The 26,154-nt window shown below is 66.9% G+C and carries 28 protein-coding genes; 4 read left to right on the top strand and 24 right to left on the bottom strand.

Features of this window, described 5'->3' with window-relative positions:
• Positions 1-58: 58 nt before the first annotated feature.
• Positions 59-1,093, top strand: coding sequence for a Hint domain-containing protein (locus tag LHP98_RS04360; protein WP_227251248.1), 1,035 nt, complete (start codon positions 59-61; stop codon positions 1,091-1,093).
• Between the two features lie 93 nt (positions 1,094-1,186).
• On the opposite strand, the gene LHP98_RS04365 is transcribed toward LHP98_RS04360, so the two are convergent.
• A complete protein-coding gene (locus tag LHP98_RS04365; protein WP_227251249.1) occupies positions 1,187-2,545 on the bottom strand; it encodes an Nramp family divalent metal transporter in 1,359 nt (452 codons plus the stop codon).
• Positions 2,546-2,783: 238 nt separating this feature from the next.
• On the opposite strand from LHP98_RS04365, the gene LHP98_RS04370 reads away from it, so the two are divergent.
• Both LHP98_RS04370 and LHP98_RS04375 read left to right on the top strand, forming a co-directional pair.
• Positions 2,784-4,382, top strand: coding sequence for a peptide chain release factor 3 (locus tag LHP98_RS04370; protein ID WP_227251558.1), 1,599 nt, complete (start codon positions 2,784-2,786; stop codon positions 4,380-4,382).
• Between the two features lie 174 nt (positions 4,383-4,556).
• Positions 4,557-5,357 (top strand): hypothetical protein, encoded by an 801-nt coding sequence (locus LHP98_RS04375; RefSeq protein ID WP_227251250.1) that lies wholly within the window; start codon positions 4,557-4,559, stop codon positions 5,355-5,357.
• Between the two features lie 3 nt (positions 5,358-5,360).
• On the opposite strand, the gene LHP98_RS04380 is transcribed toward LHP98_RS04375, so the two are convergent.
• Complete coding sequence (locus tag LHP98_RS04380; protein ID WP_227251251.1) at positions 5,361-5,756, bottom strand: hypothetical protein; 396 nt, start codon at positions 5,754-5,756, stop codon at positions 5,361-5,363.
• Positions 5,757-5,977: 221 nt separating this feature from the next.
• On the opposite strand from LHP98_RS04380, the gene LHP98_RS04385 reads away from it, so the two are divergent.
• Complete coding sequence (locus tag LHP98_RS04385; RefSeq protein WP_227251252.1) at positions 5,978-7,549, top strand: DEAD/DEAH box helicase; 1,572 nt, start codon at positions 5,978-5,980, stop codon at positions 7,547-7,549.
• A 38-nt stretch (positions 7,550-7,587) separates the two neighbouring features.
• On the opposite strand, the gene LHP98_RS04390 is transcribed toward LHP98_RS04385, so the two are convergent.
• From LHP98_RS04390 to LHP98_RS04495, 22 genes are all read right to left on the bottom strand, one after another.
• The gene (locus tag LHP98_RS04390; RefSeq protein ID WP_227251253.1) at positions 7,588-9,267 is read right to left on the bottom strand and encodes a ribonuclease J; all 1,680 of its coding nucleotides are present in this window, start codon (positions 9,265-9,267) and stop codon (positions 7,588-7,590) included.
• A complete protein-coding gene (locus LHP98_RS04395; RefSeq protein ID WP_227251254.1) occupies positions 9,264-10,037 on the bottom strand; it encodes a type III pantothenate kinase in 774 nt (257 codons plus the stop codon). Before LHP98_RS04395 ends, LHP98_RS04390 begins: the two co-directional genes overlap by 4 nt.
• Positions 10,038-10,055: 18 nt before the next feature.
• Complete coding sequence (locus LHP98_RS04400) at positions 10,056-10,790, bottom strand: biotin--[acetyl-CoA-carboxylase] ligase (RefSeq protein WP_227251255.1); 735 nt, start codon at positions 10,788-10,790, stop codon at positions 10,056-10,058.
• Complete coding sequence (gene nuoN / locus LHP98_RS04405; protein ID WP_227251256.1) at positions 10,780-12,216, bottom strand: NADH-quinone oxidoreductase subunit NuoN; 1,437 nt, start codon at positions 12,214-12,216, stop codon at positions 10,780-10,782. The genes LHP98_RS04400 and nuoN overlap by 11 nt, the downstream gene beginning before the upstream one ends.
• Positions 12,217-12,226: 10 nt before the next feature.
• Positions 12,227-13,771, bottom strand: a complete 1,545-nt coding sequence (locus LHP98_RS04410; protein WP_227251257.1) for an NADH-quinone oxidoreductase subunit M — start codon at positions 13,769-13,771, stop codon at positions 12,227-12,229.
• A gap of 13 nt (positions 13,772-13,784) precedes the next feature.
• Positions 13,785-15,947, bottom strand: a complete 2,163-nt coding sequence (gene nuoL, locus LHP98_RS04415) for an NADH-quinone oxidoreductase subunit L (RefSeq protein ID WP_227251258.1) — start codon at positions 15,945-15,947, stop codon at positions 13,785-13,787.
• 2 nt (positions 15,948-15,949) lie between these two features.
• Positions 15,950-16,123 carry a hypothetical protein gene (locus tag LHP98_RS04420; RefSeq protein WP_227251259.1) on the bottom strand — a complete coding sequence of 58 codons (174 nt, stop codon included), beginning with the start codon at positions 16,121-16,123 and terminating at the stop codon, positions 15,950-15,952.
• A 4-nt stretch (positions 16,124-16,127) separates the two neighbouring features.
• A complete protein-coding gene (nuoK, locus tag LHP98_RS04425) occupies positions 16,128-16,433 on the bottom strand; it encodes an NADH-quinone oxidoreductase subunit NuoK (protein WP_227251260.1) in 306 nt (101 codons plus the stop codon).
• An 86-nt stretch (positions 16,434-16,519) separates the two neighbouring features.
• Positions 16,520-17,128, bottom strand: coding sequence for an NADH-quinone oxidoreductase subunit J (locus LHP98_RS04430; RefSeq protein ID WP_227251261.1), 609 nt, complete (start codon positions 17,126-17,128; stop codon positions 16,520-16,522).
• The gene (locus tag LHP98_RS04435; protein WP_227251262.1) at positions 17,125-17,535 is read right to left on the bottom strand and encodes a carboxymuconolactone decarboxylase family protein; all 411 of its coding nucleotides are present in this window, start codon (positions 17,533-17,535) and stop codon (positions 17,125-17,127) included. Before LHP98_RS04435 ends, LHP98_RS04430 begins: the two co-directional genes overlap by 4 nt.
• Entirely contained in the window at positions 17,532-18,026 is a 495-nt protein-coding gene (gene nuoI / locus LHP98_RS04440; RefSeq protein WP_227251263.1) for an NADH-quinone oxidoreductase subunit NuoI, read from the bottom strand. Before nuoI ends, LHP98_RS04435 begins: the two co-directional genes overlap by 4 nt.
• Before the next feature lie 4 nt (positions 18,027-18,030).
• Complete coding sequence (gene nuoH / locus LHP98_RS04445) at positions 18,031-19,068, bottom strand: NADH-quinone oxidoreductase subunit NuoH (RefSeq protein ID WP_227251264.1); 1,038 nt, start codon at positions 19,066-19,068, stop codon at positions 18,031-18,033.
• Between the two features lie 10 nt (positions 19,069-19,078).
• Positions 19,079-19,498 carry a hypothetical protein gene (locus tag LHP98_RS04450; protein ID WP_413687483.1) on the bottom strand — a complete coding sequence of 140 codons (420 nt, stop codon included), beginning with the start codon at positions 19,496-19,498 and terminating at the stop codon, positions 19,079-19,081.
• Positions 19,498-21,528, bottom strand: coding sequence for an NADH-quinone oxidoreductase subunit NuoG (gene nuoG / locus LHP98_RS04455; RefSeq protein ID WP_227251266.1), 2,031 nt, complete (start codon positions 21,526-21,528; stop codon positions 19,498-19,500). Before nuoG ends, LHP98_RS04450 begins: the two co-directional genes overlap by 1 nt.
• The gene (locus LHP98_RS04460) at positions 21,528-22,223 is read right to left on the bottom strand and encodes a class I SAM-dependent methyltransferase (RefSeq protein WP_227251267.1); all 696 of its coding nucleotides are present in this window, start codon (positions 22,221-22,223) and stop codon (positions 21,528-21,530) included. Before LHP98_RS04460 ends, nuoG begins: the two co-directional genes overlap by 1 nt.
• A gap of 83 nt (positions 22,224-22,306) precedes the next feature.
• The gene (locus LHP98_RS04465; protein ID WP_227251268.1) at positions 22,307-22,708 is read right to left on the bottom strand and encodes a DUF5333 domain-containing protein; all 402 of its coding nucleotides are present in this window, start codon (positions 22,706-22,708) and stop codon (positions 22,307-22,309) included.
• A 149-nt stretch (positions 22,709-22,857) separates the two neighbouring features.
• Positions 22,858-23,229: a hypothetical protein gene (locus tag LHP98_RS04470; RefSeq protein ID WP_227251269.1), complete on the bottom strand. Its 372-nt coding sequence runs from the start codon at positions 23,227-23,229 to the stop codon at positions 22,858-22,860.
• A complete protein-coding gene (locus tag LHP98_RS04475; protein WP_227251270.1) occupies positions 23,226-23,618 on the bottom strand; it encodes a hypothetical protein in 393 nt (130 codons plus the stop codon). The genes LHP98_RS04470 and LHP98_RS04475 overlap by 4 nt, the downstream gene beginning before the upstream one ends.
• Positions 23,615-24,910 carry an NADH-quinone oxidoreductase subunit NuoF gene (gene nuoF / locus LHP98_RS04480; RefSeq protein WP_227251271.1) on the bottom strand — a complete coding sequence of 432 codons (1,296 nt, stop codon included), beginning with the start codon at positions 24,908-24,910 and terminating at the stop codon, positions 23,615-23,617. Before nuoF ends, LHP98_RS04475 begins: the two co-directional genes overlap by 4 nt.
• Before the next feature lie 13 nt (positions 24,911-24,923).
• Positions 24,924-25,154, bottom strand: coding sequence for a DUF5337 domain-containing protein (locus LHP98_RS04485; RefSeq protein WP_227251272.1), 231 nt, complete (start codon positions 25,152-25,154; stop codon positions 24,924-24,926).
• 13 nt (positions 25,155-25,167) lie between these two features.
• A complete protein-coding gene (locus tag LHP98_RS04490) occupies positions 25,168-25,860 on the bottom strand; it encodes a hypothetical protein (protein ID WP_227251273.1) in 693 nt (230 codons plus the stop codon).
• A gap of 46 nt (positions 25,861-25,906) precedes the next feature.
• Positions 25,907-26,122 (bottom strand): hypothetical protein, encoded by a 216-nt coding sequence (locus LHP98_RS04495; RefSeq protein ID WP_227251274.1) that lies wholly within the window; start codon positions 26,120-26,122, stop codon positions 25,907-25,909.
• Positions 26,123-26,154: the final 32 nt, after the last annotated feature.

The following is a 26,154-nucleotide window of genomic DNA, read 5'->3' on the forward strand; positions in this document are numbered from 1 at the left end:
ACCGTTCTTCGGGAAGCTGCTCCAGCTTGCCGACTCGCCGCCGCCGCCCGCAAAGCCAATGACCGCCGAATCCAGCGCCTCCCTTCCCGGCCACGCCTGCCAGGTCTTCGCCGCCGAGGACTTCTTCGTCACGGCCGGCGTCAACGCCGGCGATGCGCTCGGCCTGCCGGACAGCGCCGAAACCGGCGATGTCTATGCGCTGGACGATGCCGCCCGGCCGCTCCGCCTTGTCCTCAGCCGCACAGCGCCCAGCAACAACCCCACCGTGGCCGAAGGCTCCGGCATCGGCCAGGCCGGGGATCGCGTCGGCCTGATCGCCGCCTATACCCTGATGTCCCCCGACGGCGACCCGGTCGAGCTGATGGTTCTGTCGGTCTCGGGCCGGCTCTGTGCCCTGCCGCTGTCACCGGTCAGCGGCCGAACCGACTACACGCTCCTGCGGATCGAGACCGCACCGGAACGGGCGCGTCTCATCGACCTGATGGCGCTCAGCTTCGCCCGCGGCACGCGGATCACCCTGGCCACCGGCCTGCAGGTCCCGATCGAGGAGTTGCGGCCCGGCGACAAGGTGCTCACCCGCGACCACGGCGCACAACCCCTGCGCTTCATCGGCCGTGCCACGCTGCGGGCGACGGGGGCTTTCGCGCCGGCAGTCATCCCGCCGGGCGTGCTGGGCAATTCCGGCACGCTGATCGTCAGCCAGCAGCACCGCATGTTCCTGTATCAGCGCCGGCGGCTGCCCGGCCTGCCCTCGGCCGAGCTTCTGGTGCAGGCCCGCTACCTGGTCGATCACGAAACCGTCTTCATCCGCGAAGGCGGCTTCGTGGACTGGTTCAGTCTGGTCTTCGACCGGCACGAGATCATCTATGCCGAGGGGATTCCCGCCGAAAGCCTGATGGTGAATGACGCCACCGTCAGCCGCCTGCCGCCCGAGATCGCCGCCGAAGTGGAACGACAGTTCCCCGGCTTGGCGCAGGTGCAACACTTCGGCACCGAGGCCGGCCGGCAGTTCCTGGAATCGATCGGCCCCGCAGCCCTGTATCAGCCGGCATCTGCCGTGCGGACTCGCGGCCGCGCCGACCGCAAGCCCTAGCCCCGTCGCCCCCCGCCTTCCAGCCGGGCCCGAATTTTCGTCGAAAATTCGAATCCCCCCTGCCGCAGGCCAAGCGCCCTTCCCGCCGCCGCCTCAGCCCAGGATCACCGTCGACAGCAGGTTCACGTTCAGCGCGATGATGACCACCGCGATCAGCGCCGTCACCGCCGTCAGCCAGCGCGGCGCCAGCATGTCGCCCATCTTGGCCCGGCTGCCGGTGAACATCACCAGGGGCACAATGGCAAAGGGCAGCTGGAACGACAGCACCACCTGGCTCAGGATCAGCAACTGCCCGGTCTCTTCGCTGCCATAGATCAGGATCACTGCCAGCGCCGGCGCGATCGCCAGCAGCCGCGTCACCAGCCGCCGCATCACCGGGCTCAGGCGGAACGCGATGAAACCCTCCATCACGATCTGCCCCGCCATGGTCGCCGTCACCGTGGCGTTCAGCCCGCAGGCCAGCAGCGCCACCCCGAACAGCATCGGCGCCAGCGACCCGCCCAACAGCGGCGACAGCAGCGCATGCGCCTGGTCGATCTCGACGATCTCGGTGTTGCCGCTGGCGTGGAAGGTGGCGGCGGCCAGGATCAGGATCGAGGCGTTGATGGTCAGCGCGAACATTAGCGCGATGGTGCTGTCCCAGGTCGCCAGCCGCAGCGCCTCGTGCCGTCCGGCCGGATCGGTGCCCCAGGCCCGGGTCTGCACGATGCCCGAATGCAGGTACAGGTTGTGCGGCATGACCGTGGCGCCGATGATCCCCAGCGCGATATACAGCATGTCGGGGTTGCGCAGGATCTCGGTCGACGGCGCAAAGCCCTTGATCACCGCGCCCCAGTCCGGGTCGGCCATGGCGATCTGCACCAGGAAACTGGCCGCGATCACCCCCAGAAGCGCGATCACGAAGGCCTCGACCTTGCGGAACCCCCGGTTCTGCAGCCACAGGATCAGGAACACGTCGGCCGCGGTGATGAAGATGCCGATCTCCAGCGGAATGCCGAACAGCAGGTTCAGGCCGATGGCGGTGCCGATCACCTCGGCCAGGTCGGTGGCGATGATGGCGCCCTCGGCAAACAGCCACAGCGGGACCGAGACCCTGCGCGGATAGGCATCCCGGCAGGCCTGCGCCAGGTCGCGCCCGGTGCCGATGGCCAGGCGGGCACACAACGACTGCAGCAGGATCGCCATGATGTTGGACAGCAGGGCGACGAACAGCAGCGTATAGCCGAACTTGGCACCCCCGGCCAGCGAGGTGGCCCAGTTGCCCGGGTCCATGTAGCCGACCGCGACCAGATAGCCCGGGCCGACAAAAGCCAGGAACCGCCGGAACCGCGACGCGCCCTGCGGCACCGCGACCGAGCGGAACACCTCCGACAGCGACGGCGCCCTGCGCTCATGGCGCCAGGCCGCGGGCGGGGAAACCAGGTCGGGGGTCAAGGCGTCTGGGGCGGACATGCGGGCCTAGTTGCGAATGATTTGCATTATCAATAGAGCGGACGCGCAGTGTGGTCAAGGGCGTCGCTGGGCCACCTTCCGGCCCATCCGCAGGCAGGCGCCAGCACGATCCGGAATTGAACCCGCAAGCCCTTGGAATCGCTTGTGCCGCAACCTGCCCCGTCGCGAGACAGTCGGGGGAGTGCCGGGGGACACCCGCCCCGTGGACGCCAGCGCCCTTTTCCGCTATTGCCCGGCCATGCTGACGAATGCCGCGCCCCTCCCGCCTGAAATCGCCCGCCGCCGGACCTTTGCGATCATCTCGCACCCCGACGCCGGCAAGACCACGCTGACCGAAAAGTTCCTCCTCTTCGGCGGCGCGATCCAGATGGCCGGCCAGGTGCGGGCCAAGGGCGACGCGCGGCGCACCCGGTCCGACTACATGAAGATCGAGGCCGATCGCGGCATTTCGGTCTCGGCCTCGGCCATGTCCTTCGATTTCCGCCAGTATCGCTTCAACCTGGTCGACACCCCCGGCCACAGCGATTTTTCCGAAGACACCTACCGCACCCTGACCGCCGTCGATGCCGCGATCATGGTCATCGACGGCGCCAAGGGCGTCGAATCCCAGACCCGCAAGCTGTTCGAGGTCTGCCGCCTGCGCGACCTGCCGATCCTGACCTTCTGCAACAAGATGGACCGCGAAAGCCGCGACGTCTTTGCCATCATCGACGAGATCCAGGAAAACCTGGCCATCGACGTGACGCCGGCCTCCTGGCCCATCGGCCAGGGTCGCGATTTCATCGGCGCCTATGACATCCTGCACGACCGGCTGGAGATCATGGACCGTGCCGACCGCAACCGGGTGGCGGAATCGATCCAGATCAGCGGTCTGGACGACCCGCGCCTGGCCGACCACGTCCCCGCCGACCTGCTGGCCAAGCTGCGCGAAGACCTCGAAATGGCGCGCGAACTGCTGCCCGCCTTCGACCGTGAGCAGTTCCTGCACGGCGCCATGACGCCGATCTGGTTCGGCAGCGCCATCAACTCGTTCGGGGTCAAGGAACTGATGGACGGCATCGGCGAATACGGCCCCGAGCCGCAGCCGCAGAAGGCCGCCGAACGCCAGATCGCTGCCGAAGAAACCCCGGTCACCGGCTTTGTCTTCAAGGTCCAGGCCAACATGGACCCGAAACATCGCGACCGCGTCGCCTTCGTCCGCCTCGCCTCGGGCCACTTCGAACGCGGCATGAAGATGTTTCACGTCCGCTCGAAAAAGCCGATGACCGTCACCAACCCGGTCCTCTTCCTGGCCGCCGACCGCGAACTGGCCGAGGAAGCCTGGGCCGGCGACATCATCGGCATCCCGAACCACGGCCAGTTGCGCATCGGCGACGCGCTGACCGAAGGCGAAAGCCTTCGCTTCACCGGCATCCCCTCCTTTGCGCCGGAACTGCTGCAATCCATCCGCGCGCTTGACCCGATGAAGGCCAAGCACCTGGAAAAGGCCCTCACCCAGTTTGCCGAGGAAGGTGCCGCCAAGGTGTTCAAGCCGATGGTCAGTTCAGGCTACATCGTCGGCGTCGTCGGCGCGCTGCAGTTCGAGGTGCTGGCCAGCCGGATCGAGCAGGAATACGCCCTGCCCGTCCGCTTCGAAGGCTCGAACTTCACCTCGGCCCGCTGGATTTCCGGCGACAAGGCGGCCATCGAGAAACTGGTCAACGTCAACAAGCAGCATATCGCCACCGACAGCGATGGCGACCTGGTGTTCCTGACCCGCCTGCAATGGGACATCGACCGCGTCCTGCGTGACTATCCGGGGGTCAAGCTGACCGCGACCAAGGAGATGATGGTCTGAACGGCCTGCCGCCCTGCCCGCCGAAAGCACCGCGCCGGCCGCAGCCCTGACCGGGGGGGCGGGCGGGGGAATGCCGGGGGCACCCCGGCGACCGCCGCTTGACCGGCCTGCAATGGCCTCATAGCCTTGCACATCGCCACGGGCCGCCGAGCGCCTGCGTCGCGGAAAGATGCCATGGCCGACACCGACACAACCGACGACACTGGTGACCGCGTCCCAACCTATCCCGACGTCCCCGATTTCCTGATCGAAACCTGGAATCTCCGTCGCCGCGCCCTGTCGGCGGGCCGGGGCGAGGCTCTGCCGGGCCTCGATGTCGATCTCGACGCGCTTGCCGGTACTCCGGTGCCCCCGTCCGAGGACCCGCCGCCGCGCATGTCGCCGCACGCGCGCAAACGGTTCGACATCCGCCGCGAACTGGCCGGGCACAGCGAACTGGCGGCGCTGAACGGCCTGCTCATCGCGCATCTGCGCAAGGCCCGGTTTCCGCGCCGCGCGCCGCATCTGTTCCGGCGCATCTGGCAGCACAAGGCCGATGCGCTTCTTGCCGAACTGCCGCCGCGCTGGCTGATCTCCTCGGTGATCACCTTCGGCGACCATGGCGAGACCGAGGACCAGCGGCGCATCGGCCTGGCGATGAACGTCTTCTTCTCGCTGATGAAACTGTATGAATTCGAGCGTCTCCACTCGGGCCAGCGCCCCGATCAGATGTTCTCGGCCCGGCGTGTCGCGCGGGTGCCGCTGCCCCTGGGCATGCCGGGGTTCTCGCTGTTGTCCGGCGGGCTTGACGTCAACCTGCTGGCGCAGATCTGGTCGCTGGCAAAGGACGAACCCGTGGCCGGACGCATCGCCTGCAAGCTCTTGGACATGCTGAACGAAGACCCCGGCACGCTGTTCCGGCGGATTGCCCTGATGCGGCACAGTCTGGATGACCACCGCACGGCCAAGGCCGCACGGGCCGCGGCCGGGCCATAGGCGTCATTGCAGCGCCCCGCCCCGCCAGCCATGGTCCGGCGATGCCTTGCCGACCGCGATCCTCCGGACCGCCAGCGGCACCAGCGCGGCCCTTGGCGAGGCGGCGCAGCCCTGTGTCACGATCTTCAGGCTGTTCGCGCCTTCGGGAAACCCGCGCCCGATGCGCACCACGGCAATCTCGCCCGGCGACAGCAAAGGCGAGCGGCCCAGAACCGCCCCCAGGGCCCCGACCAGCTTGTAGCGCAAGGCAGGGCAACCCGAGGCCGGTGCCGTCAGCACCAGACCATAGGCACGGGCTTCGGAATAGGACGTGAAGACAAGGTCTTCCGCTGCCGACCGCGTGGCTGCACCAAGGCCGCCGACCAGCAGGCAGGCAAGACAGGAAACGAAGCGTCGCATCGGAAAATTCCTGCTGAAAAAGAAGGGTCTGCAACACATCAATGTTACCATGAGCAGCGAATCCCGGCCGTGAAAACGGCGTGAGCCGCGCGCAACTTGACCGGTTCCCGGCTTTCCTGTATCGCCCGCACAGGCCCATTCCGGCCGAAATCCGCGGGGCGCCCGGAAATTGCGTCCCATTACCCCCGTGCGGGGCATTCCCCGCATCTGACAGGACGCTGATGACCAAATTCTCCGACCTCGCGCTTGACCCGCGCGTGCTGCAAGCCGTCTCCGAATCCGGTTACGAAATCCCAACCCCGATCCAGGCCCAGGCCATTCCGCACGCGCTGAATGGCCGTGACGTGCTGGGCATCGCCCAGACCGGCACCGGCAAGACCGCCAGCTTCACGCTGCCGATGATCACGCTTCTGGGCCAGGGCCGCGCCCGCGCCCGGATGCCGCGCAGTCTGGTACTGGCGCCGACCCGCGAACTGGCCGCCCAGGTGGCCGAAAGCTTCGAGACCTACGCCAGGCACACCAAGCTGACCAAGGCCCTTCTGATCGGCGGCGTCGCCTTCGGCGAGCAGGACAAGCTGATCGACCGCGGCGTCGACGTGCTGATCGCCACCCCCGGCCGCCTGCTGGACCATTTCGAACGCGGCAAGCTGTTGCTGACCGGCGTGCAGATCATGGTGGTGGATGAGGCCGACCGCATGCTCGACATGGGCTTCATCCCCGATATCGAGCGCATCTTCCAACTGACCCCCTTCACCCGCCAGACGATGTTCTACAGCGCCACCATGGCGCCCGAGATCGAGCGGATCACCAACACCTTCCTGACCAACCCCGCCCGCATCGAGGTGGCCCGCCAGGCCACCGCCTCCGAGACCATCGAGCAGGCGCTGATCAGCTTCACCCCCACCCGCAAGGACCGCAGCTTTGCCGAAAAGCGCGCCGTCCTGCGGGCGCTGATCCGGGCCGAGGGCGAAGGCTGCACCAACGGCATCGTCTTTTGCAACCGCAAGATGGACGTGGACGTGGTGGCCAAGTCGCTCAAGGCGCACGGCTTCAACGCCGCCCCGATCCACGGCGATCTGGACCAAAGCCAGCGCACCCGGACCCTGGACGCCTTCCGCGAAGGCGAGTTGCACATCCTTGTCGCCTCGGACGTGGCCGCGCGCGGCCTCGACATTCCGGCGGTCAGCCACGTCTTCAACTTCGACGTGCCCAGCCACCCCGAGGACTACATCCACCGCATCGGCCGCACCGGCCGGGCCGGACGGGCCGGCAAGGCCTTCACCATCGCCGTGCCGATGGACGACAAGTATCTCAAGGCCATCGAAAGCCTGGTGAAGCGGGAAATCCCGCGCGGCGCGCTGCCCGAAGGGCTGGACCTGGCCGAGGCCGGCAGCGACCGCCCGCGCGAGGAACGCCCCGCCCGCGGTGGCCGCGACCGGGATCGTGATCGTGAACGGGGCGGCCGCGGGCGCGAACGCGAGCGCAAGCCGCACGCCGAGATCGCCCCCACCGCGCCGTTTGTCGCCGAACCCGCGCAGCAGCCCGAGGCCCCCCTCCGCGAAGAGCGCCGGGACGAACCCCGCGCCGCCGCTGCTGCCCCGCGTGACCGTCGCGAACCGCGCGAGCGCCGCGAAGACCGCCGGGACGACCGTCGCGACCGCCGCGAAGACGGCTCCTCGGTGACCGGAATGGGCGACCATGTGCCCGATTTCATCCTGCGCAGCTTCAAGATCGCCGCGCCGTCCCGGGATCTGGCCGAGGATGAAGCCCCGGCCGAGGGCGCCGAGGGCTGAGACGTGAAAAAGGGGGCCTCGCGGCCCCCTTTGCCATCCTATTCCGCCACCAGCCGGCTGACCACCACCGTCACCTCGGGCTTCTTGCCGATCTCCTCCATGGCGACCTGCCGCACGATCTTGCGGATCTCCTCGTCCATCTTGTCGTCATCCCTCAGCACCTTGCGGCCCGCCCGGCCCATCCAGTCGGCCAGGTCGGCCTCCATCGTCTCGTTCAGCAGGCGGTTGCCCAGGCCCCGGTCGGTCAGGCCCATCAGTTCGACCCAGGGCTCGCCCATCGGCTGGTTGTTCTCGTCCAGGATCACCGTCACCAGCACATGCCCGTTCAGCGCCATGCGGATGCGGTCGCGGATCACCCCGTCCATGGCGCCGATCAGCATGGTGCCGTCCAGATAGACGCGCCCGGTCTCGATATGGTCGGCCACCACCGGCACATCGCCGGTCAGGTTCAGCATCGTGCCGTTCACCGCGACGATCGAGGCGATGCCGGCTTCGGTGGCAATGCGGACATGCTCGGACAGATGGCGATGCTCGCCATGCACCGGGATCAGCATGTCGGGCAGCAAGGTGCGGTGGACATGCTCCAGGTCGGGCCGGTTGGCGTGGCCCGAGACGTGGTATAGCCCGCCCTCGTCGTCATGCACGGTCACGCCCATTTCCGAAAACGCGTTCCAGATGCGGATCACCGGGCGCTCGTTGCCCGGGATGGTGCGGCTGGAAAACAGGAAGCTGTCGCCGTCCTTCATCTCGAAGCCCAGATACTTGCCCCGGCTCAGCGCGGCGCTGGCTGCCCGACGCTCGCCCTGGCTGCCGGTGACCAAGAGCATCAGGTTGCGGCGCGGCACTTCCAGCGCCTCGTCGGGGCTCAGGGTGCGGGGAAAGCCGTTCAGCACGCCGGCCTCTTCCGAGGCCGCCAGCATCCGCTTCATCGACCGCCCCAGCACGCAGATCTGGCGGTTCGCGGCGCGCCCGGCCTCGGCCAGGGTCTTCAGCCGCGCCACGTTCGACCCGAAGGTGGTGGCGACGAACATCCCCGGCGCTTCGGAAATCAGCTTGGCCAGCGGTTCGGCCAGCGTGGTCTCGGACCGGCCGGGATGGGTCGAGAAGACATTGGTCGAATCGCAGGTCAGCGCCTTCACCGGCGCCTCGGCCGCAATCGCCTCCCACATCGCGTCGTCCCAGGCCTCGCCCACCACCGGGCTGCGGTCGATCTTGAAATCGCCCGAATGAATGATCCGCCCCGCCGGCGTGTCGATGATCAGACCGGCACTTTCCGGGATCGAATGGCTGACCGGCACGAACTGCACCTTGAACGGCCCGGCGGTGATGACCGCGGGCCGCGGCTCGACGGTGACGATGGCATCGACCGGCAACCCGGATTCCTCCATCTTCAGCCGCCCGATGGTGGCGGTGAAGCGGCGGGCATAGACCTTCTTCTTGCCCAGTTGCGGCCACATCAGGGGCAGCGCACCGATGTGGTCTTCGTGCGCATGGGTGATGAACACCGCCTCCAGCCGGTCGGCCCGGTCGACCAGCCACTGGATGTCGGGCATGATGACCTCGACCCCCGGCGCGCCGTCCATGTCGGGGAAGGTCACGCCCATGTCGACCAGGATCAGCCGCTCCTTGCCGGGCGGGCCATAGCCGAACACGTAGGAATTCATGCCGATCTCGCCGGCACCCCCAAGGGGAAGATAGATCAGCCGGTCCTTGCTCATGCCGCGTCCTTGTTGAAATCGTTGATCAGGACAAGACCATGCATCGTCAGGTCGTCCTCGATGGAATGAAAGAGGTCGGTGCCCTGCGCAAAAAGCGAGGCAAGCCCCCCGGTGGCAATGACCTTGGACGGGCGCGGGCGTTCCTTGCGGACCTCGCGCACAATGCCCTCGACAAGGCCGATATAGCCCCAATACACGCCCGATTGCATGCAGGCCACCGTATTCGTGCCGATGACATGGGCCGGCCGCGCCACGTCGATATGCGGCAATGCGGCGGCCGCCATGTGCAGCGCCTCAAGCGACAGGTTGACGCCCGGCGCGATGACGCCGCCGACATAGGCGCCGTCGTGGTCGACCACGTCAAAGGTGGTGGCGGTGCCGAAATCGACCAGGATCAGGTCGCCACCGTGGCGGTCAAAGCCGCTGACGGTGTTGACCAGCCGGTCGGGGCCGACCGTGGTGCCCTGGTCCACCCGCGGCGCCACCGGCAGGCGGCACTCCGGCTTGCCCACCACCAGCGGGCGGCAGTCGAAATAGCGGTTGCACAACACGCGCAGGTTGAACACCACCCGCGGCACGGTGCTGCTGATGATCGCCTCGGTGATCTTCGCCTCAAGCTTCGTCAGCATCATCAGCGACGACAGCCAGACGAAGTATTCGTCCGCCGTGCGCTTGTGGTCGGTGGCAAGGCGCCAGGTCGCCAGGAATTTCGTGCCGTCCCAGATCGAAAAGACGGTGTTGGTATTGCCGCAGTCGATGGCCAGAAGCATGTGGTCCCCCTTGCGCCGTCAGAAGAACACGTCGGCTGCCGGAATGGCAACCGGCCCTGCGGCCATCCGCAGGATCAGGCTTCCGCCCTCGTCGATGGTCTCGAAGATGCCGTCGCGCGTCTCGGTTCCGGTGCGGGTGCGAATGGGCTGCCCCAGCCGCGCCGCATGGGCCAGCCATTCGGCGCGCAGGGGCGCAAAGCCCTCGGCGCGGAACCGCGCCTCCCAACCCGCATAGGCCGGGGCCAGGACGTCCAGGAATGCCTCGGGCGTGACCCGAAGCCCGGTCTCGGCCAGCAGGGAAACCGGCGCAACGGCGCCCGGCTCGACCGCCTCGGGCGCAGGCGCCGCGATCAGGTTCACACCGATGCCGATGCACAGGACAGGGCCTGAGGATTCCAGCAAGATCCCCGCCGCCTTGCCGCCGTTCAAGAGCACGTCGTTCGGCCATTTCAGCGCGAAAGACCCCGACAGCCCGGTCAGCGCGACAAAGGCGTCGCGCAAGGCCAGCGCGGCGGCAAAGCTGCGCAGGGCGGCGCGGGCCGGCGGGTCGGCGTGGCGAAGCACCAGCGTGCCATAGAAGTTGCCCTTCGGGCTGGCCCAGGGCCGCGCCCTGCGGCCGCGGCCCGCGGTCTGTTCGTGCGCCACGATCCACAACGGCCCCGGCGCGGAAGCGGCCCGGCGAAAGCCCTCGGCATTGGTGGAATCGACCGTTTCCAGCACCAGCCGGGCGCCGGGGCCGGCGTCAGCGGACAAGCGCTTCGGCCGCGACCCGGGCCACCGGCTCGATGCCGAACAGGTTGACGATGCCGGCCAGCATGATGACCGCAACAGTCACCATCAGGGCCCATTGCACCGGCGCCATGCGGCTGTCGGCCGGCTCCTGCTCGGCGCCGAAATACATGAAATAGACGATGCGCAGGTAGTAGAAGGCGCCGATGACCGATGCCACGGCCCCCGCCACCGCCAGCCAGACCATGCCGGCATCGACCGCCGCCTTCAGCACGTAGAACTTGCCGAAGAACCCCACCATCGGCGGCACGCCGGCCAGGCTGAACAGCAGGATCAGCATGGCGAGGGCCTTCAGCGGTTCCTTCCGCGAGAACATGTTGAGGCTGGCGATGTCGCTGACCGGCCGCCCGTCGCGCTCCATCGACAGGATGAAGGCGAAGGTGCCGATGTTCATGGTGACATAGATCGCCATGTAGATCAGCATGGCCTGCACGCCATAGGCGGTGCCGGCAGCCAGGCCGATCAGCGCGTATCCCATGTGCGCGATCGAGGAATAGGCCATCAGCCGCTTGATGTCCTTCTGCCCGATCGCCGCGATGGCGCCAAGGAACATCGAGGCGACCGCCAGCCCCGCCAGCACCTGCCCCCAGTCGCCCGGCACGGCGCCGAAGGCGTCATGCACCAGCCGCGCGATCAGCGCCATGGCAGCGACCTTGGGCGCGGTGGCCAGAAAGGCGGTGATCGGCGTCGGCGCGCCCTCATAGACGTCGGGCGTCCACATGTGGAAGGGCGCGGCCGAAACCTTGAACGCCAGGCCCGCAAGCAGGAACACCAGCCCGAACAGCAGCCCCAGCGGCACCTCGCCTTGCAGCGTGCTCAGGATGCCGGCGAAATCGGTGGTGCCCGCGAAGCCATAGGTCAGCGAGGCGCCATAAAGCAGAATCCCCGAACTCAGCGCGCCCAGGGCAAAGTATTTCAGGCCGGCCTCGGTGGATTTCAGGCTGTCGCGGCGCAGCGCGGCCAGCACGTAAAGCGACAGCGATTGCAGCTCCAGCGCCATGTACAGCGACATCAGGTCGCCCGCGCTGACCATCATCAACATCCCCAGCACTGCCAGCGCCACCAGGATCGGCACTTCGAAGCGCAACAGGTTGGTGCGGCTCATGTAGTCCTGCGCCATCACGATCACCGCGGCGGCCGACAGCAGGATGGTCACCTTGGCAAAGCGGGCAAACGGGTCGTCGATGAACATCCCCTCGAAGGCCGTGCGCGCGCCCTGCCCGGTGGCACTGATCCACAGCGCCAGCGCCAGGAACAGCCCCGCCGTGGCCCAGACCAGCGGCACCGCCAGCCGGTCCTTGCCGGTATAGACCGCCACCATCAGGGCGACCATCGCCCAGACGGCCAGGATCACCTCGGGCAGGACGGTTTGGAAATCGCTTGCGGTCATGCTCGGGTCCTCAGTTCGATGCCACGTCGCCCGCCGCGGCCGCGGCCGCAACGGCGTCGTGGTAGTCCGTCACCAGGGCCTTGACCGAGGGGCCGATGACATCGGTCACCGCCGCCGGGTAGACACCCAGGATCAGGGTCATGGCAATCAGCGGCGCGAAGATCGCCTTTTCGCGCCCGGTCATGTCAGAGATCGACTTCAGCGCTTCCTTGATCAGGTCGCCGAAGACGACACGGCGATACAGCCACAGCGCATAGGCCGCCGACAGGATCACCCCCGTGGTGGCCACCGCCGCAACCCAGGTGTTGACCTGGAAGATGCCGGCAAGCGTCAGGAATTCTCCGACAAAGCCCGATGTTCCGGGCAGGCCGACGTTGGCCATGGTGAAGAACATGAACACCAGCGCATAGACCGGCATCCGGTTGACAAGGCCGCCATAGGCATCGATCTCGCGGGTGTGCATCCGGTCATAGATCACGCCCACACACAGGAACAAGGCGCCCGAGATGAAGCCGTGCGACAGCATCTGGAAGATCGCGCCGTCGATCCCCTGCTGGTTGGCGGCAAAGATGCCCAGGGTGACATAGCCCATGTGCGCCACCGACGAATAGGCGATCAGCTTCTTCATGTCGGTCTGCGCCAGCGCGACCAGCGAGGTGTAGACGATGGCAATCGCGCTCATCCAGAACACCAGCGGGGCCAGCAGGTCACTGGCCACCGGGAACATCGGCAGGCTGAACCGCAGGAAGCCATAGCCGCCCATCTTCAAGAGCACTGCCGCCAGGATGACCGACCCCGCCGTCGGCGCCTGCACGTGGGCATCGGGCAGCCAGGTGTGCACCGGCCACATCGGCATCTTCACCGCGAAGCTGGCGAAGAAGGCCAGCCACAGCAGAGTCTGCAACCCGCCGACGATCTGGAAGCCCAACAGCGGCATGGTCTCGGAGGAGAAGCTGTGGTCCATCAGCCTGACGATGTCGGTGGTCCCCGCATCCATGTACATCGCGATCATCGCGACCAGCATCAGGACCGAGCCGAGGAAGGTGTAGAGGAAGAACTTGAACGCGGCATAGATGCGTTCCTTGCCGCCCCAGATGCCGATGATCAGGAACATCGGAATCAACCCGGCCTCGAAGAACAGGTAGAACAGCACCAGATCCAGCGCGCAGAACACCCCCAGCATCAGGGTTTCCAGCACCAGGAAGGCGATCATGTATTCCTTGACGCGCTTCTCCACGCCCCAGGCCGACCAGATCACCAGGGGCATCAGGAAGGTGGTCAGCATCACGAACAGGATCGAGATGCCGTCCACCCCCATCTTGTAGGTCAGGCCCAGGATCCAGGGCCGCTCGACCACGAACTGAAAGCCGGTGTCGGCGGGGTCGAACTCCAGCAGCAGAAGGATCGAGGCAAGGAAGGTCGCCAGCGTGGCGAACAGCGCCAGGCGCTTGGCGCCCATCTGCGCGGCGGCATCGTTGCCGCGCATGAACATCGCCATGATGGCGGCCGCCACCAGCGGCAGGAAGGTGATGAACGAGAGAAGTTGCTGTGCCATTGGTCCCGCGCCCTTACCTGGCGCCGCCGTAAAGGGTCATCCAGGTGACAAGGATCACGATCCCCAGCACCATCGCAAAGGCGTAGTGGAAGATGTAGCCCGACTGCGCCCGCCCCGCGAGGCGGGTGAAGAACGGGATGATCCCCATCGCCACGCCGTTGATCGTGCCGTCGATCAGATTGCCGTCACCGCGCCGCCACAGGAAACTCCCGATGCCGCGGGCCGGCGCCACGAACAGCCGCTCATAGAGCTCGTCGAAGTACCATTTGTTCAGCAGGAACAGGTACAGCGGCCGGAACATCCGGGCCAGCGCGGCCGGCAGCACCGGGCTGACGATGTAGAACAGCCAGGCGGTGACCAGTCCCAGCAGCATGGCGACAAAGGGCGAGACCTTGACCCAGACCGGCGCCTCGTGCGCGGCATGGATCACATGGTTGTCCGGCCCGATGGCAATCGCCCCTTTCGGCGCGGTGCCTCCTGCCGCCGGTGCCTCGTGCCCGGCATCGGCGCCCTCCATCGCGGCCATGCCCTCGGCCGGGGCGGCGCCATGCTCGCCCTCGGCCGCGGGTTCGCCGCCGTGCCCGGCGCCCTCGGCCGCCGCGGTCTCCATGCCGTACCAGGCGCGCATCTTCGCCTCGTCGCCGAAAAAGACGCCGTACCAGACCATGCCCGAGAACACCGCGCCCAGACCCAGCACCCCCAGCGGGATCAGCATCGTCATCGGGCTTTCGTGCGGCGTGTGGGCGTGGTCGTCATGCCCCTGCGCGCCGTGACCGTGACCCTGGCCATGCGCGGTCCTGGCATGCGCCCGGCTTTCCCCGAAGAAGGTCATGAACATCAGCCGCCAGCTGTAGAAGCTGGTGAAGCAGGCCGCCACCACCAAGAGCCAGAAGGCATACTGGCTGCCGCCGCCCCAGGCGCTTTCGATCACCGCGTCCTTCGACAGGAAGCCGGCAAAGCCCCAATGCGTCAGCGGAATGCCGACGCCGGTGATGGCGAGCGTCCCGATCAGCATCGCCGCAAAGGTCAGCGGGATCTGTTTCCGCAACCCGCCGTAATAGCGCATGTCCTGCTCGTGGTGGGTCGCCGTGATCACCGAGCCGGCGCCCAGGAACAGCATCGCCTTGAAGAAGGCATGGGTGAACAGGTGGAACATCGCCACCGAATAGACCCCCACCCCGGCGGCGACGAACATGTAGCCCAGCTGCGAGCAGGTCGAATAGGCGATCACCCGCTTGATGTCGTTCTGCACCAGCCCCACCGTGGCCGCAAAGAACGCGGTCGAGGCACCGACGACGACAATCATCGTCTTGGCCTCGGGCGCGACCTCATACAGGGGCGACATCCGGCAGACCAGGAACACCCCCGCTGTCACCATCGTTGCCGCGTGGATCAGCGCGGAAACCGGCGTCGGGCCTTCCATCGCATCGGGCAGCCAGGTGTGCAGGAACAGTTGCGCCGACTTGCCCATGGCGCCGATGAACAGCAGCACCCCGATCAGGTTCGCCGCGTTCCAGTCGCTCCACAGGAACGAAAGGTTGGTCTCGGCCAGTCCCGGCGCGGCGGCAAAGACATCGTCGAAGCGGATCGAATCGGTCAGGTAGAACAGCGCGAAGATGCCCAGGGCAAAGCCGAAATCGCCCACCCGGTTCACCACGAAGGCCTTGATGGCCGCGGCATTGGCACTGGCCTTGCGGTAGTAGAAGCCGATCAGCAGGTAGGAGGCCACACCCACCCCTTCCCAGCCGAAGAACATCTGCACCAGGTTGTCGGCCGTCACCAGCGCCAGCATGGCGAAGGTGAAGAACGACAGATAGGCAAAGAAGCGGGCCTTGTAATGCTCGCCCTCGTGCCAGTTCTCGTCATGCGCCATGTAGCCGAAGCTGTAGAGGTGGACCAGCGCCGAGACGGTGTTGACCACCACCAGCATGATCGCGGTCAGCCGGTCCAGCCGGATCGACCATTCCGCCATCAGGCTGCCGCTTTCGATCCAGCGCATCAGCGGGATGTGCCGGGTCTCGCCGTCGAAGGTCAGGAAGATGTACCAGCTGAGGAAGGCGCCAAGAAAGACCAGCGCTGTGGTCAGCACCTGCCCCGCCTTCTCGCCGATGATCCGCCAGCCGAAACCGCACAGGATGGCCCCGATCAGGGGGGCGAAGAGGATGATCGTTGCCATGGTCACGCCCGCCGTTTCTCAAGGCACCCGGGGGCCTTGCAGGTAATGCTGTCTTCCTCGCCTTTCGGCGCGATGAATCTGAGGTCGCAGGTGACACAGCGCAGCTCGACCATGTTCTGCATCTCGCCGATCACCCTTATGCTAAGTGCCGTGGTTCGTTCCTTGAAACTGCCCACCGGCTCAGCCCTTCATCACGTTCACGTCTTCCACGTCGATCGTCCCGCGGTTGCGGTTGAACACGACGAGGATCGCCAGGCCGATGGCGGCCTCGGCGGCGGCGACGGTCAGCACGAACAGGGTGAAGACCTGCCCCACCATGTCGCCTAGGTGTTGCGAGAAGGCGACCAGGTTCAGGTTCACCGCCAAGAGCATCAACTCGATCGACATCAGGATGATGATGACGTTCTTCCGGTTCAGGAAGATGCCGAAGATCCCGATGACGAACAGCGCCGCAGCGACCGTCAGGTAATGTTCAAGTCCGACCATCTTCCGTTCCCTCAGGGCTCTCGCGGCCCGTTGTCCTTGCGGCCATGCGGCCGAACCATCCTTATGGCGGGGTTCACCCGCCGGCCTTACAACCCCTGCCCCGGCTTGACGTCCTTCAATTCCATCGCCTTGGCCGGGTCGCGCCACATCTGTTGCAGCACGTTCTGGCGCTTCACGTCCTTGCGGTGGCGCAGCGTCAAGACGATCGCCCCGATCATCGCCACCAGCAGGATCAGGCCCGCCGCCTGGAACAGGTAGATGTACTTGTCGTAAAGGATCAGCCCCAGCGCCCGGGCGTTGTCCATGCCATGCGGCGCCGGCGCGTCGCGCAAGGACATCGCGCCGTCAGCCTCGACCCAGGCGCCGATGCCAAGGCCCAGCTCCAACAGCAGCACCACCCCCACCAGCAGCGCCAGCGGCATGGCATGGGTAATCTGCCCCTTCAGCGCGGCAAAGTCGATGTCCAGCATCATCACCACGAACAGGAACAGCACCGCCACCGCGCCGACATAGACGATCAGCAGCAGCATGGCCACGAACTCGGCCCCCATCAGCACCATCAGCCCGGACGCTCCGATGAACGCCAGGATCAGCCACAGCACCGCATGCACCGGGTTGCGCGACAGCGTGACCATCAGGCCCGAAGCCACCGTCACCAGGGCGAAGGCATAGAATGCAACATCGGCCACCGTCATGGCGAAGCTTCCTTCCGTTCGGCAAAGACCGCCTGCGCGGCCTCCAGCGCCTTTTGCATGGCGGGCAACCCGCCGAACATGCTCATCTGCCAGATCACCTCGGCGATCTCGCGTTCCGTCGCCCCCGCCTCCAGCGCGTGCCGCACGGTCATGCGCACCTGCGCCTCGCCCTGCGCGCCCAGCACCGTCAGGCCGGCCAGCGTGACCAGCAGCCGGGTCTTGGCGTCCAGCCCCTCGCGGTTGAAGGTCTTGCCGAACCACATCTCCATGATGTCGGCCGGCATGGTCGGGAACATCTTGTCGAAGCCCGCCACCTTCATTCCGTCCAGCGACGGGTTGAAGGCGCGCAGCATCTCCTGCCCGCTTTCCATCATCTGCTGGAACATCTTTGCGTAAGCGTCGGTCATCTGTAGGGCGCGTCCAGTTCCAGGTTGCGGGCAATCTCGGCTTCCCACCGCGCGCCGTTCGCCAGGAGTCTCTCCTTGGTGTAGAACAGCTCTTCGCGGGTCTCGGTCGAGAATTCGAAGTTCGGGCCTTCGACGATGGCATCCACCGGGCAGGCTTCCTGACAGAAGCCGCAGTAGATGCACTTGGTCATGTCGATGTCATAGCGCGTGGTGCGGCGGCTGCCGTCCTCGCGCGGTTCGGCGTCGATGGTGATCGCCTGCGCCGGACAGATCGCCTCGCACAGCTTGCAGGCGATGCAGCGCTCCTCGCCGTTCGGATAGCGGCGCAACGCATGTTCGCCGCGGAAGCGCGGGCTGAGAGGCCCCTTTTCATGCGGATAGTTCAGCGTGGTCTTCGGCGCGAAGAAGTACTTCATCCCCAGGGCAAAGCCCTTGAGGAAGTCCGTCAGCAGGAAATAGCGGGTCGCGCGGCCCCAGTCGATGTTCGCCATGACCTCAGCCTCCCAGCGTGAAGCGGGCCCAGAAGGCGCCCAGGATTTCGAACTTGGCCAGGAAGGCGACGATCACCACCCAGGCCAGCGACAGCGGCAGGAACACCTTCCAGCCGATCCGCATCAGCTGGTCATAGCGGTAGCGGGGGACGATGGCCTTGACCATGGCGAACAGGAAGAAGAACACCCACATCTTCGCCACCATCCACCACCAGCCGTCGGGCAGGCCGGGGATGGGCGACAGCCAGCCGCCGAAGAACAAGAGGCTCAGCAGCGCGCACATCAGGAAGATGGCGATGTATTCGCCGGCCATGAACAAGAGGTAGGGCGTGGACGAGTATTCCACCATGAACCCGGCAACCAGTTCGGATTCCGCTTCCGGCAGGTCGAAGGGCGGGCGGTTGGTCTCGGCCAGCGCGCTGACGAAGAACAGCACCACCATCGGCAGATGCGGCAGCCAGTACCAGTTGAACAGGCCCCAGTTGCCGTCCTGCGCGGCCACGATGGCCGAGAAATTCATCGACCCGGTCGAGATGATGATGCCGATGATGATCAGGCCCAGCGAGACTTCGTAGGAAATCATCTGCGCCGCCGACCGCAACGACCCCAGGAAGGCGTATTTCGAGTTCGAGGCCCAGCCGCCCATGATCACGCCGTAGACCTCAAGGCTGGAGACGGCAAAGACGAACAGGATGGCCACGTTGATGTCGGCCAGCACCCAGCCGGGGTGGAACGGGATCACCGCCCAGGCCAGCACCGCCAGCACAAAGGACAGCATCGGCGCCAGGAAGAACACCGGCCGGTCCACGCCGGCCGGGATGACGATTTCCTTGACCACGTATTTCAGGGCGTCGGCAACCGTCTGCAGCAGGCCCCAGGGGCCCACCACGTTCGGCCCCCGGCGCAGCTGCACCGCGGCCCAGATCTTGCGGTCCGCATAGACCAGGAACAGCAGGCTGAGCATCACGAAGGCGATGACCCCCAGGCTCTGCGCCAGGATAAGCACCGCCGTCCCCAGGCCCGTGTTCAGAAATCCGTCCATCATCCGTCCCTTACACCGTCGGTATGCCCTGTTCGCCGCAATCGCCCACCGTCACTTCGGCGTCGATCGTCCGCGTGCCCCGGGGCAAGGCGGCCGAGATGAGATAGACCGCATCCCCCCGCCATGTCTCGCCTGCCTTCGCCACCTGCGTGCGCACGTGGCGCGCAAATCCATAGCCGCGGATCAGCGCATATTGCGCGGCGGCGCAGCGGCCATAGGCCTCGACATCCGCCGGCGCCCGCGCGCCGGTCATCGCCACGCGGAAGTTTACCATGTCTCCGTCCAGAAGGATCGTCTCGATCCCCAGGTAATCGGCCTTGGCCAATGCGGTTGCCGGTGCGGTTGCCACCCCTGCCTCGGGCACGCAAGCGCCAAGCGCCGCCGAGGCGGCGATCACGCAGGCACCGTGCAAGGGGTGACGCAGCGGCATCATTCGGCGGCCAGCGGCAGGGTGGCCCGGGCCTTGGCCAGGGCCGACACCTCGGCCATCACGGCGGATGCCCGCGCGATCGGGTTGGTCAGGTAGAAATCCCCGATGGCGTTGCGGAAGGTCGCCGCTGCCGGCGCCCGCACCGGCAGCGGCGTCCAGAGGTTGTCGGCCACCTGGTCCACCCGGCCCAGGTGCGGATGCGCCTTGACCAGCGCCGCGCGCAACTGCGCAAGGCTGTCCCAGGGCAGCGCCTGCCCCACCTCGGCCGACAGCGCGCGCAGGATCGCCCAGTTCTCCTTGGCCTCGCCGGGGGCAAATCCTGCCCGGAAGGCCAGTTGCGGCCGGCCCTCGGTGTTGACGAACAGCCCGTTTTCCTCGGTCCAGGCCGCGCCCGGCAGGATCACATCGGCGCGCGCGGCGCCCCGGTCGCCGTGGCTGCCCTGGTAGATCACGAACGGGCCGCCCTCCGGCCCGCGGGCGATCTCCACCTCGTCGGCGCCCAGGTTGAAGACCACCTCGGCGCCCTCGGTCGCCGCCGCCAGCCCGCCCTCGGTGCAGGCGCCTACGTCCATCGCCCCCACGCGCGACGCCGCCGTGTGCAGCACCAGAAGCTTCGACTCCGAGGCTTCGGCGATCTTCATCGCCAGCGCCAGAACCGCCTCGCCATCCGCCTCACTGATCGCGCCCTGCCCGACGATGACGATGCCGCCCTGCCCGCGGAACCGCGTCAGGTCGGAACTGGCCACCCGCACCAGCGCGTCGCGGTCATCGCCCATGTGGGTCAGGTCATAGGTCAGGTCCGCCGCCGCGCCGATCAGCCCGATGTTGGCGCCATTGGTCCAGGCCTTGCGGATGCGCGCATTCAGGACCGGTGCCTCTAGGCGGGGATTGGTGCCGATCAGCAGGATCTGCTTCGCGCCGTCGATGTCCTCGATCCGCGCGGTGCCGACATAGCCGCTGCGGTTGCCTGCCGGCAGCCGCGCCCCGTCGGTGCGGCATTCCACATGCCCGCCCAGAGCTTCGACCAGCAGCTTCAGCGACCAGGCCGCCTCGACCGGCACCAGATCGCCCACCAGCCCGGCAACCTTGGCGCCCTTCAGCGCCTGCGCGGCCCGCGCCAGCGCCTCGGCCCAGGTCGCCTTGCGCAACTTGCCCCCATCGCGGACGTAAGGCACGTCCAGCCGCTGCCGGCGCAGACCGTCCCAGATGAAGCGGGTCTTGTCGCTGATCCATTCCTCGTTCACGCCGTCATGGTTGCGCGGCAGGATGCGCATCACTTCGCGGCCCTTGGTGTCGATGCGGATCGACGACCCCAGCGCATCCATCACGTCGATGGATTCGGTCTTGGTCAGCTCCCACGGCCGGGCGGTAAAGGCATAGGGCTTCGATGTCAGCGCCCCCACCGGGCACAGGTCGATGATGTTGCCCTGCAGGTTCGAATCCAGCGTCAAGTTGAGATACGACGTGATCTCGCTGTCTTCCCCACGCCCGGTCTGGCCCATCTGGGTGATGCCCGCGACTTCCGTGGTGAAGCGCACGCAGCGGGTGCAGGAAATGCAGCGGGTCATCTTCGTCTCGACCAGCGGGCCCAGGTTCAGGTCCTCGCTCGCCCGCTTCGGCTCGCGGTAGCGGCTGAAATCCACGCCATAGGCCATGGCCTGGTCCTGCAGATCGCATTCGCCGCCCTGGTCGCAGATCGGGCAGTCGAGCGGATGGTTGATGAGCAGGAACTCCATCACCCCCTCGCGCGCCTTCTTCACCATCGGCGAGCGCGTCTTGACCACCGGCGCCTCGCCGTTCGGCCCCGGTCGCAGGTCGCGCACCTGCATGGCGCAACTCGCCGCGGGTTTCGGCGGGCCGCCCATCACCTCGACCAGGCACATCCGGCAGTTGCCAGCGATGGACAGCCGCTCGTGATAGCAGAACCGCGGGATTTCCACCCCGGCAACCTCGGCGGCCTGAATGATCGTCATCGCGCCATCGACCTCGACCTCGATGCCGTCGATGCTGATTTTCCTGAGGTCAGCCATCAGCGCTCTCCAGCTCTGTTTGACTTCGCCTGCCTCCGGGCCGCAGCCTGGCGCGAATCCCGGATGCCGACCGAAGAGTTCATCGGCCGATGGGCAACGTCCTTGTCGATCACGACGATCGAGTCATGCACATGCAGGCCCACCACAAAGTCCTGAAGGGCGGGCCGCTGGATTTCACCATCGTGGTACCAATGGTGCATGTCGTCGATGATCGCTCTCACACTGTTGAAGAAGTTGGGCTTTCCCTTCAGCCCGCCGCCCCACCGCCGCCAGTAGGACGTGTGCAGGTCCTCGATCATGTAGGTTCCGCCCGCTTCAAGCAGCGGAAACAGCGCATCGAGCGATGCTTCGATATGCGCCATCATGTGCGAGCCGTCGTCCAGGACAACGTCCACGCCCCCCATCTCGGCGACGACCGATCGCAGAAACGCCGGGTCGTCCTGCGATCCGATCCGCACCTGCCCGTCGATGCCGTTCAGACGGGCACAGTCTTCAAGGATATCGATGCCGAACAGAACTGCCTGCGGCCCAAAGAACTTGCGCCAGACCGCAAGGCTGCCCCCCTGCGCAACGCCGATCTCAAGAAACCGGACCGGCTTGCCCCGCCATTGGCCGAAATACCGTTCGTAAAGTGGCAGATAGTGGTGCCACTTGTTGATCGCCGGCCCCTCGTTGGCCACGAAAAGCTCAAGCATATCCCCCAGATGAGGGTATTTCGCCTGAAGTTCGGCGCGAAGGTCCAGGTCGGCAGGCGCCCGGAACTTGTCGAGTTTATGGCTCATCCTCGATCCCTCAGCAGGCTGCCGATCAGGCTGCCCTTGGCAATCTCGTCCCGGCCAACCTTGCAGTAGCTTTCCGCATCGCCGTCAACCGCGCCGGCTTCGGTCAGGTAGGCGGCCGCCTCGGCCTTCAGCCGCGCCTTCTGCCCGGGGTCCTTCAGAAAGGCCTTCACCTCGGCCTCCGAGTATCCCTTGGCGCGGGCATAGCGCTTCAGTTCTTCCAGTTTCGACCAGACGGTGAACATGCGTGCCTCGATGGTCGGGCAGGTCTTGCGGATGACGTCGCCAATGCGGCCGGCCCGCAGGCTGTCGTTGATGAACGGCTCTTCGGCCAGCGGCTCCAGCGCAAAGGCCGGCGTGGCAAGCGCAAGACACAGCGCAAGGGTCTTGAGGGCTTTCATGGGGGAACCTCCAACGGCTGCTCTGCCCGCAGACACCGGGGCTTCCCCCCGTGCGCCCGGGCACGGGCATCCTGCCACTGCGGCTTCGGCGGCCCAAAGCACGCCTTCGTGCTGCAGCCGTGATCTGCCAAAGCTGAAACGGTCCGTGATCATGCGCAGGCCCCCGGAAAGACCCAGGCCCCGGACCGGTCATATCCGCCGATGGCAACCTCCTGGAACCGCCCGCCAGCGGCCCGGCAGCCGGCCCGGGCGGCCCGCTTGGCCAGCGCGCCTTCGTCCATCGCCAGCGCGACCCCGCTGCGGCGCACCCGCACGCCCAGACCCTGCACGGCCCGCGCACCATCGGCCGTCAGCATCATCCCCGGTCCGGCCGGCGCGATCTCGGCCTGAAAGCCCAGGCCCTCGACGCTGACCGCCTGGATGCCCGGCCGGGCCGACGCCGCGCCGGTCGGCATCCCGCCCGCCGCGACACAGGCCGACAGGGCCGCCAGACCCAGCATGGACCCCGCTGCGCGCTTCACCGGCAGCCCCCCGTGATCGTCCAGGAGCCGTCAGTGCCCAGCATCGGCGGCACGCCGGGGTCGAACTCGTATCCGGCCTGGTGGCAGGCCTCGGCACCCAGTTCCGCCAACAGGTAGGTCTGGTCGGCCATCGTCGCCCCGTCCAGCCGGCGCAGTCGCAGGTCGGACGGGCCGTCGAATTCGGCCGGCGTCACCTCGGCGGCGTAGTCCACCCCCGCCACGTTCAGCGCCACCGGGATATAGCCCAGTTCCTCGGGCGTCGGCGCGGCCTCACCGGCCTCTTCTGCCGGCGGCTTGGCCGTCTCGGCCCGGACGGGCAGGCCCGCAACCGCCAGGGTCGCCAGAACGAGCGGCGCCAGGATCACGACATGGGCGGCGCGCATGCTCACTCGGCTGCCACCGCGGTCGTGCGGCCGGTCTTGCGGGCCTTGATGCGGTCCTCGATCTCGTCGCGGAAGGCGCGGATCAGGCCCTGGATCGGCCAGGCCGCGGCGTCGCCCAGGGCGCAGATGGTGTGGCCCTCGACCTGCTTCGTCACGCTCAGCAGCATGTCGATTTCCTCGATCTCGGCCTCGCCGCGGACCAGCCGGTCCATCACCCGCATCATCCAGCCGGTGCCTTCGCGGCAAGGCGTGCACTGGCCGCAGCTCTCATGCTTGTAGAACTTGCTGAGGCGCCAGATCGCCTTGATGACGTCCGTCGACTGATCCATCACGATCACCGCCGCCGTGCCCAGGCCCGACCGCTGCTCGCGCAGCCAGTCGAAATCCATGATGGCGTCCTCGCACTGCGCCGCCGTCAACAGCGGCACCGAAGACCCGCCGGGGATCACCGCCTTCAGGTTCTTCCAGCCGCCGCGCACGCCGCCGCAATGCTCGTCCAGCAGTTCGCGCAGCGGGATCGACATCGCGTCTTCCACCACGCAGGGATTGTTCACATGGCCCGAGATGCCGAACAGCTTGGTCCCGGTGTTGTTCGGCCGCCCGAACGAGGCGAACCATTCCGCGCCGCGGCGCAGGATGGTGGGCACCACGGCGATGGATTCGACGTTGTTCACCGTGGTCGGGCAGCCGTAAAGGCCCGATCCGGCCGGGAACGGCGGCTTCATCCGTGGCATGCCCTTCTTGCCCTCAAGGCTTTCCAAGAGCGCGGTTTCCTCGCCGCAGATATAGGCCCCGGCGCCGTGGTGCAGGTAGACGTCGCAGTCGAAGCCGGACTTGCAGGCGTTCTTGCCCAAGAGGCCGGCGTCATAGCATTCGTCGATCGCGGCCTGCAGCACCTCGCGCTCGCGAAGGTATTCGCCGCGGATGTAGATGTAGCAGGCATTCGCCGCCATGGCGAAAGACGCGATCAGCGCGCCCTCGATCAGCGTATGCGGATCGTGGCGCATGATCTCCCGGTCCTTGCAGGTGCCGGGTTCGGATTCGTCGGCGTTGATCACCAGATAGCACGGCCGCCCGTCGCTTTGCTTGGGCATGAACGACCACTTCAACCCGGTCGGAAAGCCCGCTCCGCCCCGGCCGCGCAAGCCGCTGGCCTTGACGATGTCGACGATCTTGTCCCGGCCCAGCGCCAGCAGACCGGCGGTGCCGTTCCAATGCCCGCGCTTCATCGCCCCCTTCAGGCTGCGGTCATGCATGCCGTAAAGGTTGGTGAAGATGCGGTCCTGATCCTTCAGCATCCGTCTCGGCTCCTTACCCCTGGCGTTCCCGCCAGATCTGATACGTCACGACCAGCGCCCAGAAGAACGCGGCCAGGGCGGCCAGGTCGAACAGAAAGACATAGCGGACAGGCCACCCCATCTCTCCTCCCAGCCATTGCGCGCCCATCCACAGGATCATGGTGGCCGCGATCACCACGGCCACCAGACGAACCTTCCCCGTCCGGCGGTCCGATTCCGGACCGCGTCCCTGCGGCGCGCGCATCGTTCCTGCGCCCTCAGTAGTCGTTTCGCTTGGCCCGCTCACGGAAGCGGTCAAGCCCTTCGGTCACGATGATCTTGGCCTGGTTCACCCATTTGTCGCGGGTCACCCGGCCCTTGAAGTTGGTCAGGTTGTCGTTGACCCAGGACACGTCGGCGTCGGTCCAGTTGGCGATCTGGTCAAAGTGCCAGAAGCCCAGACTGTTCACCAGCTTCTCCATCGTCGGGCCGATGCCCTCGATTTCCTGCAGGTTGTCGGCCTTGCCGCCGCGCGGCGCGTCATAGCGCACCGGGCCGGGGCCGGCCTTGACCGGCGCCGACATCAGGGCAGCCGGGGCCGCTACCGGGGTCGAGGTCGCCGCGACCCGCACCGGCGCAGCGGCCGCCGCCGGAACGGCAGCCGCAGCAGGGGCCGCGGCCACAACGGGGGCAGCGGCGGCAACCGGCGCGGCCGGGGCCGCGACCGGGACTGGGGCCGCGACCGGGACCAGGGCCGACCGGTTGGCCGAGACAGGCCCCGGCAGGTTGCCGCCGGCAAGCAGTTCCATGGCCAGACCGGCCAGGACCGCCACCACCCCGCCCAGGTAGGCCGCCGGAAAGTAGTTGAATCCGCCGACGACCTTCAGCGCGGCAAAGGCCACAAGGCCCAGGGCGCAACCAATGATCCAGCCCCCCAGCCAAGGGGCCTTCTCGAACCTGACGTCTGCCATCCTCAGTCCCTCCCTGTTGCGGCCCCCAAGCGGGCCCATTGCGGCCTCAGGCCTTGTCGTTCGACGGCAGGGCCGGACCCGCAGGCAGCGGCCAACCGATGATCGCCCCCATCAGCACGCCCACCACGCCAGCCAGATAGGCGGCCGGGAACAGATTGAAGCCGCCGGCCACGACCAGCGCGCCGAAGGTCACCACGCCCAAGGCAAGGCCGATCACCCATCCACCCATCGAGGGAGCCCGTTCAAACTTGACATCCGCCATCGTCGTCACTCCTCAGTTGCGGCCCCGCGCCC

It is taken from the genome of Rhodobacter sp. Har01 (assembly GCF_020564565.1).
Taxonomy (GTDB): domain Bacteria; phylum Pseudomonadota; class Alphaproteobacteria; order Rhodobacterales; family Rhodobacteraceae; genus Pseudogemmobacter.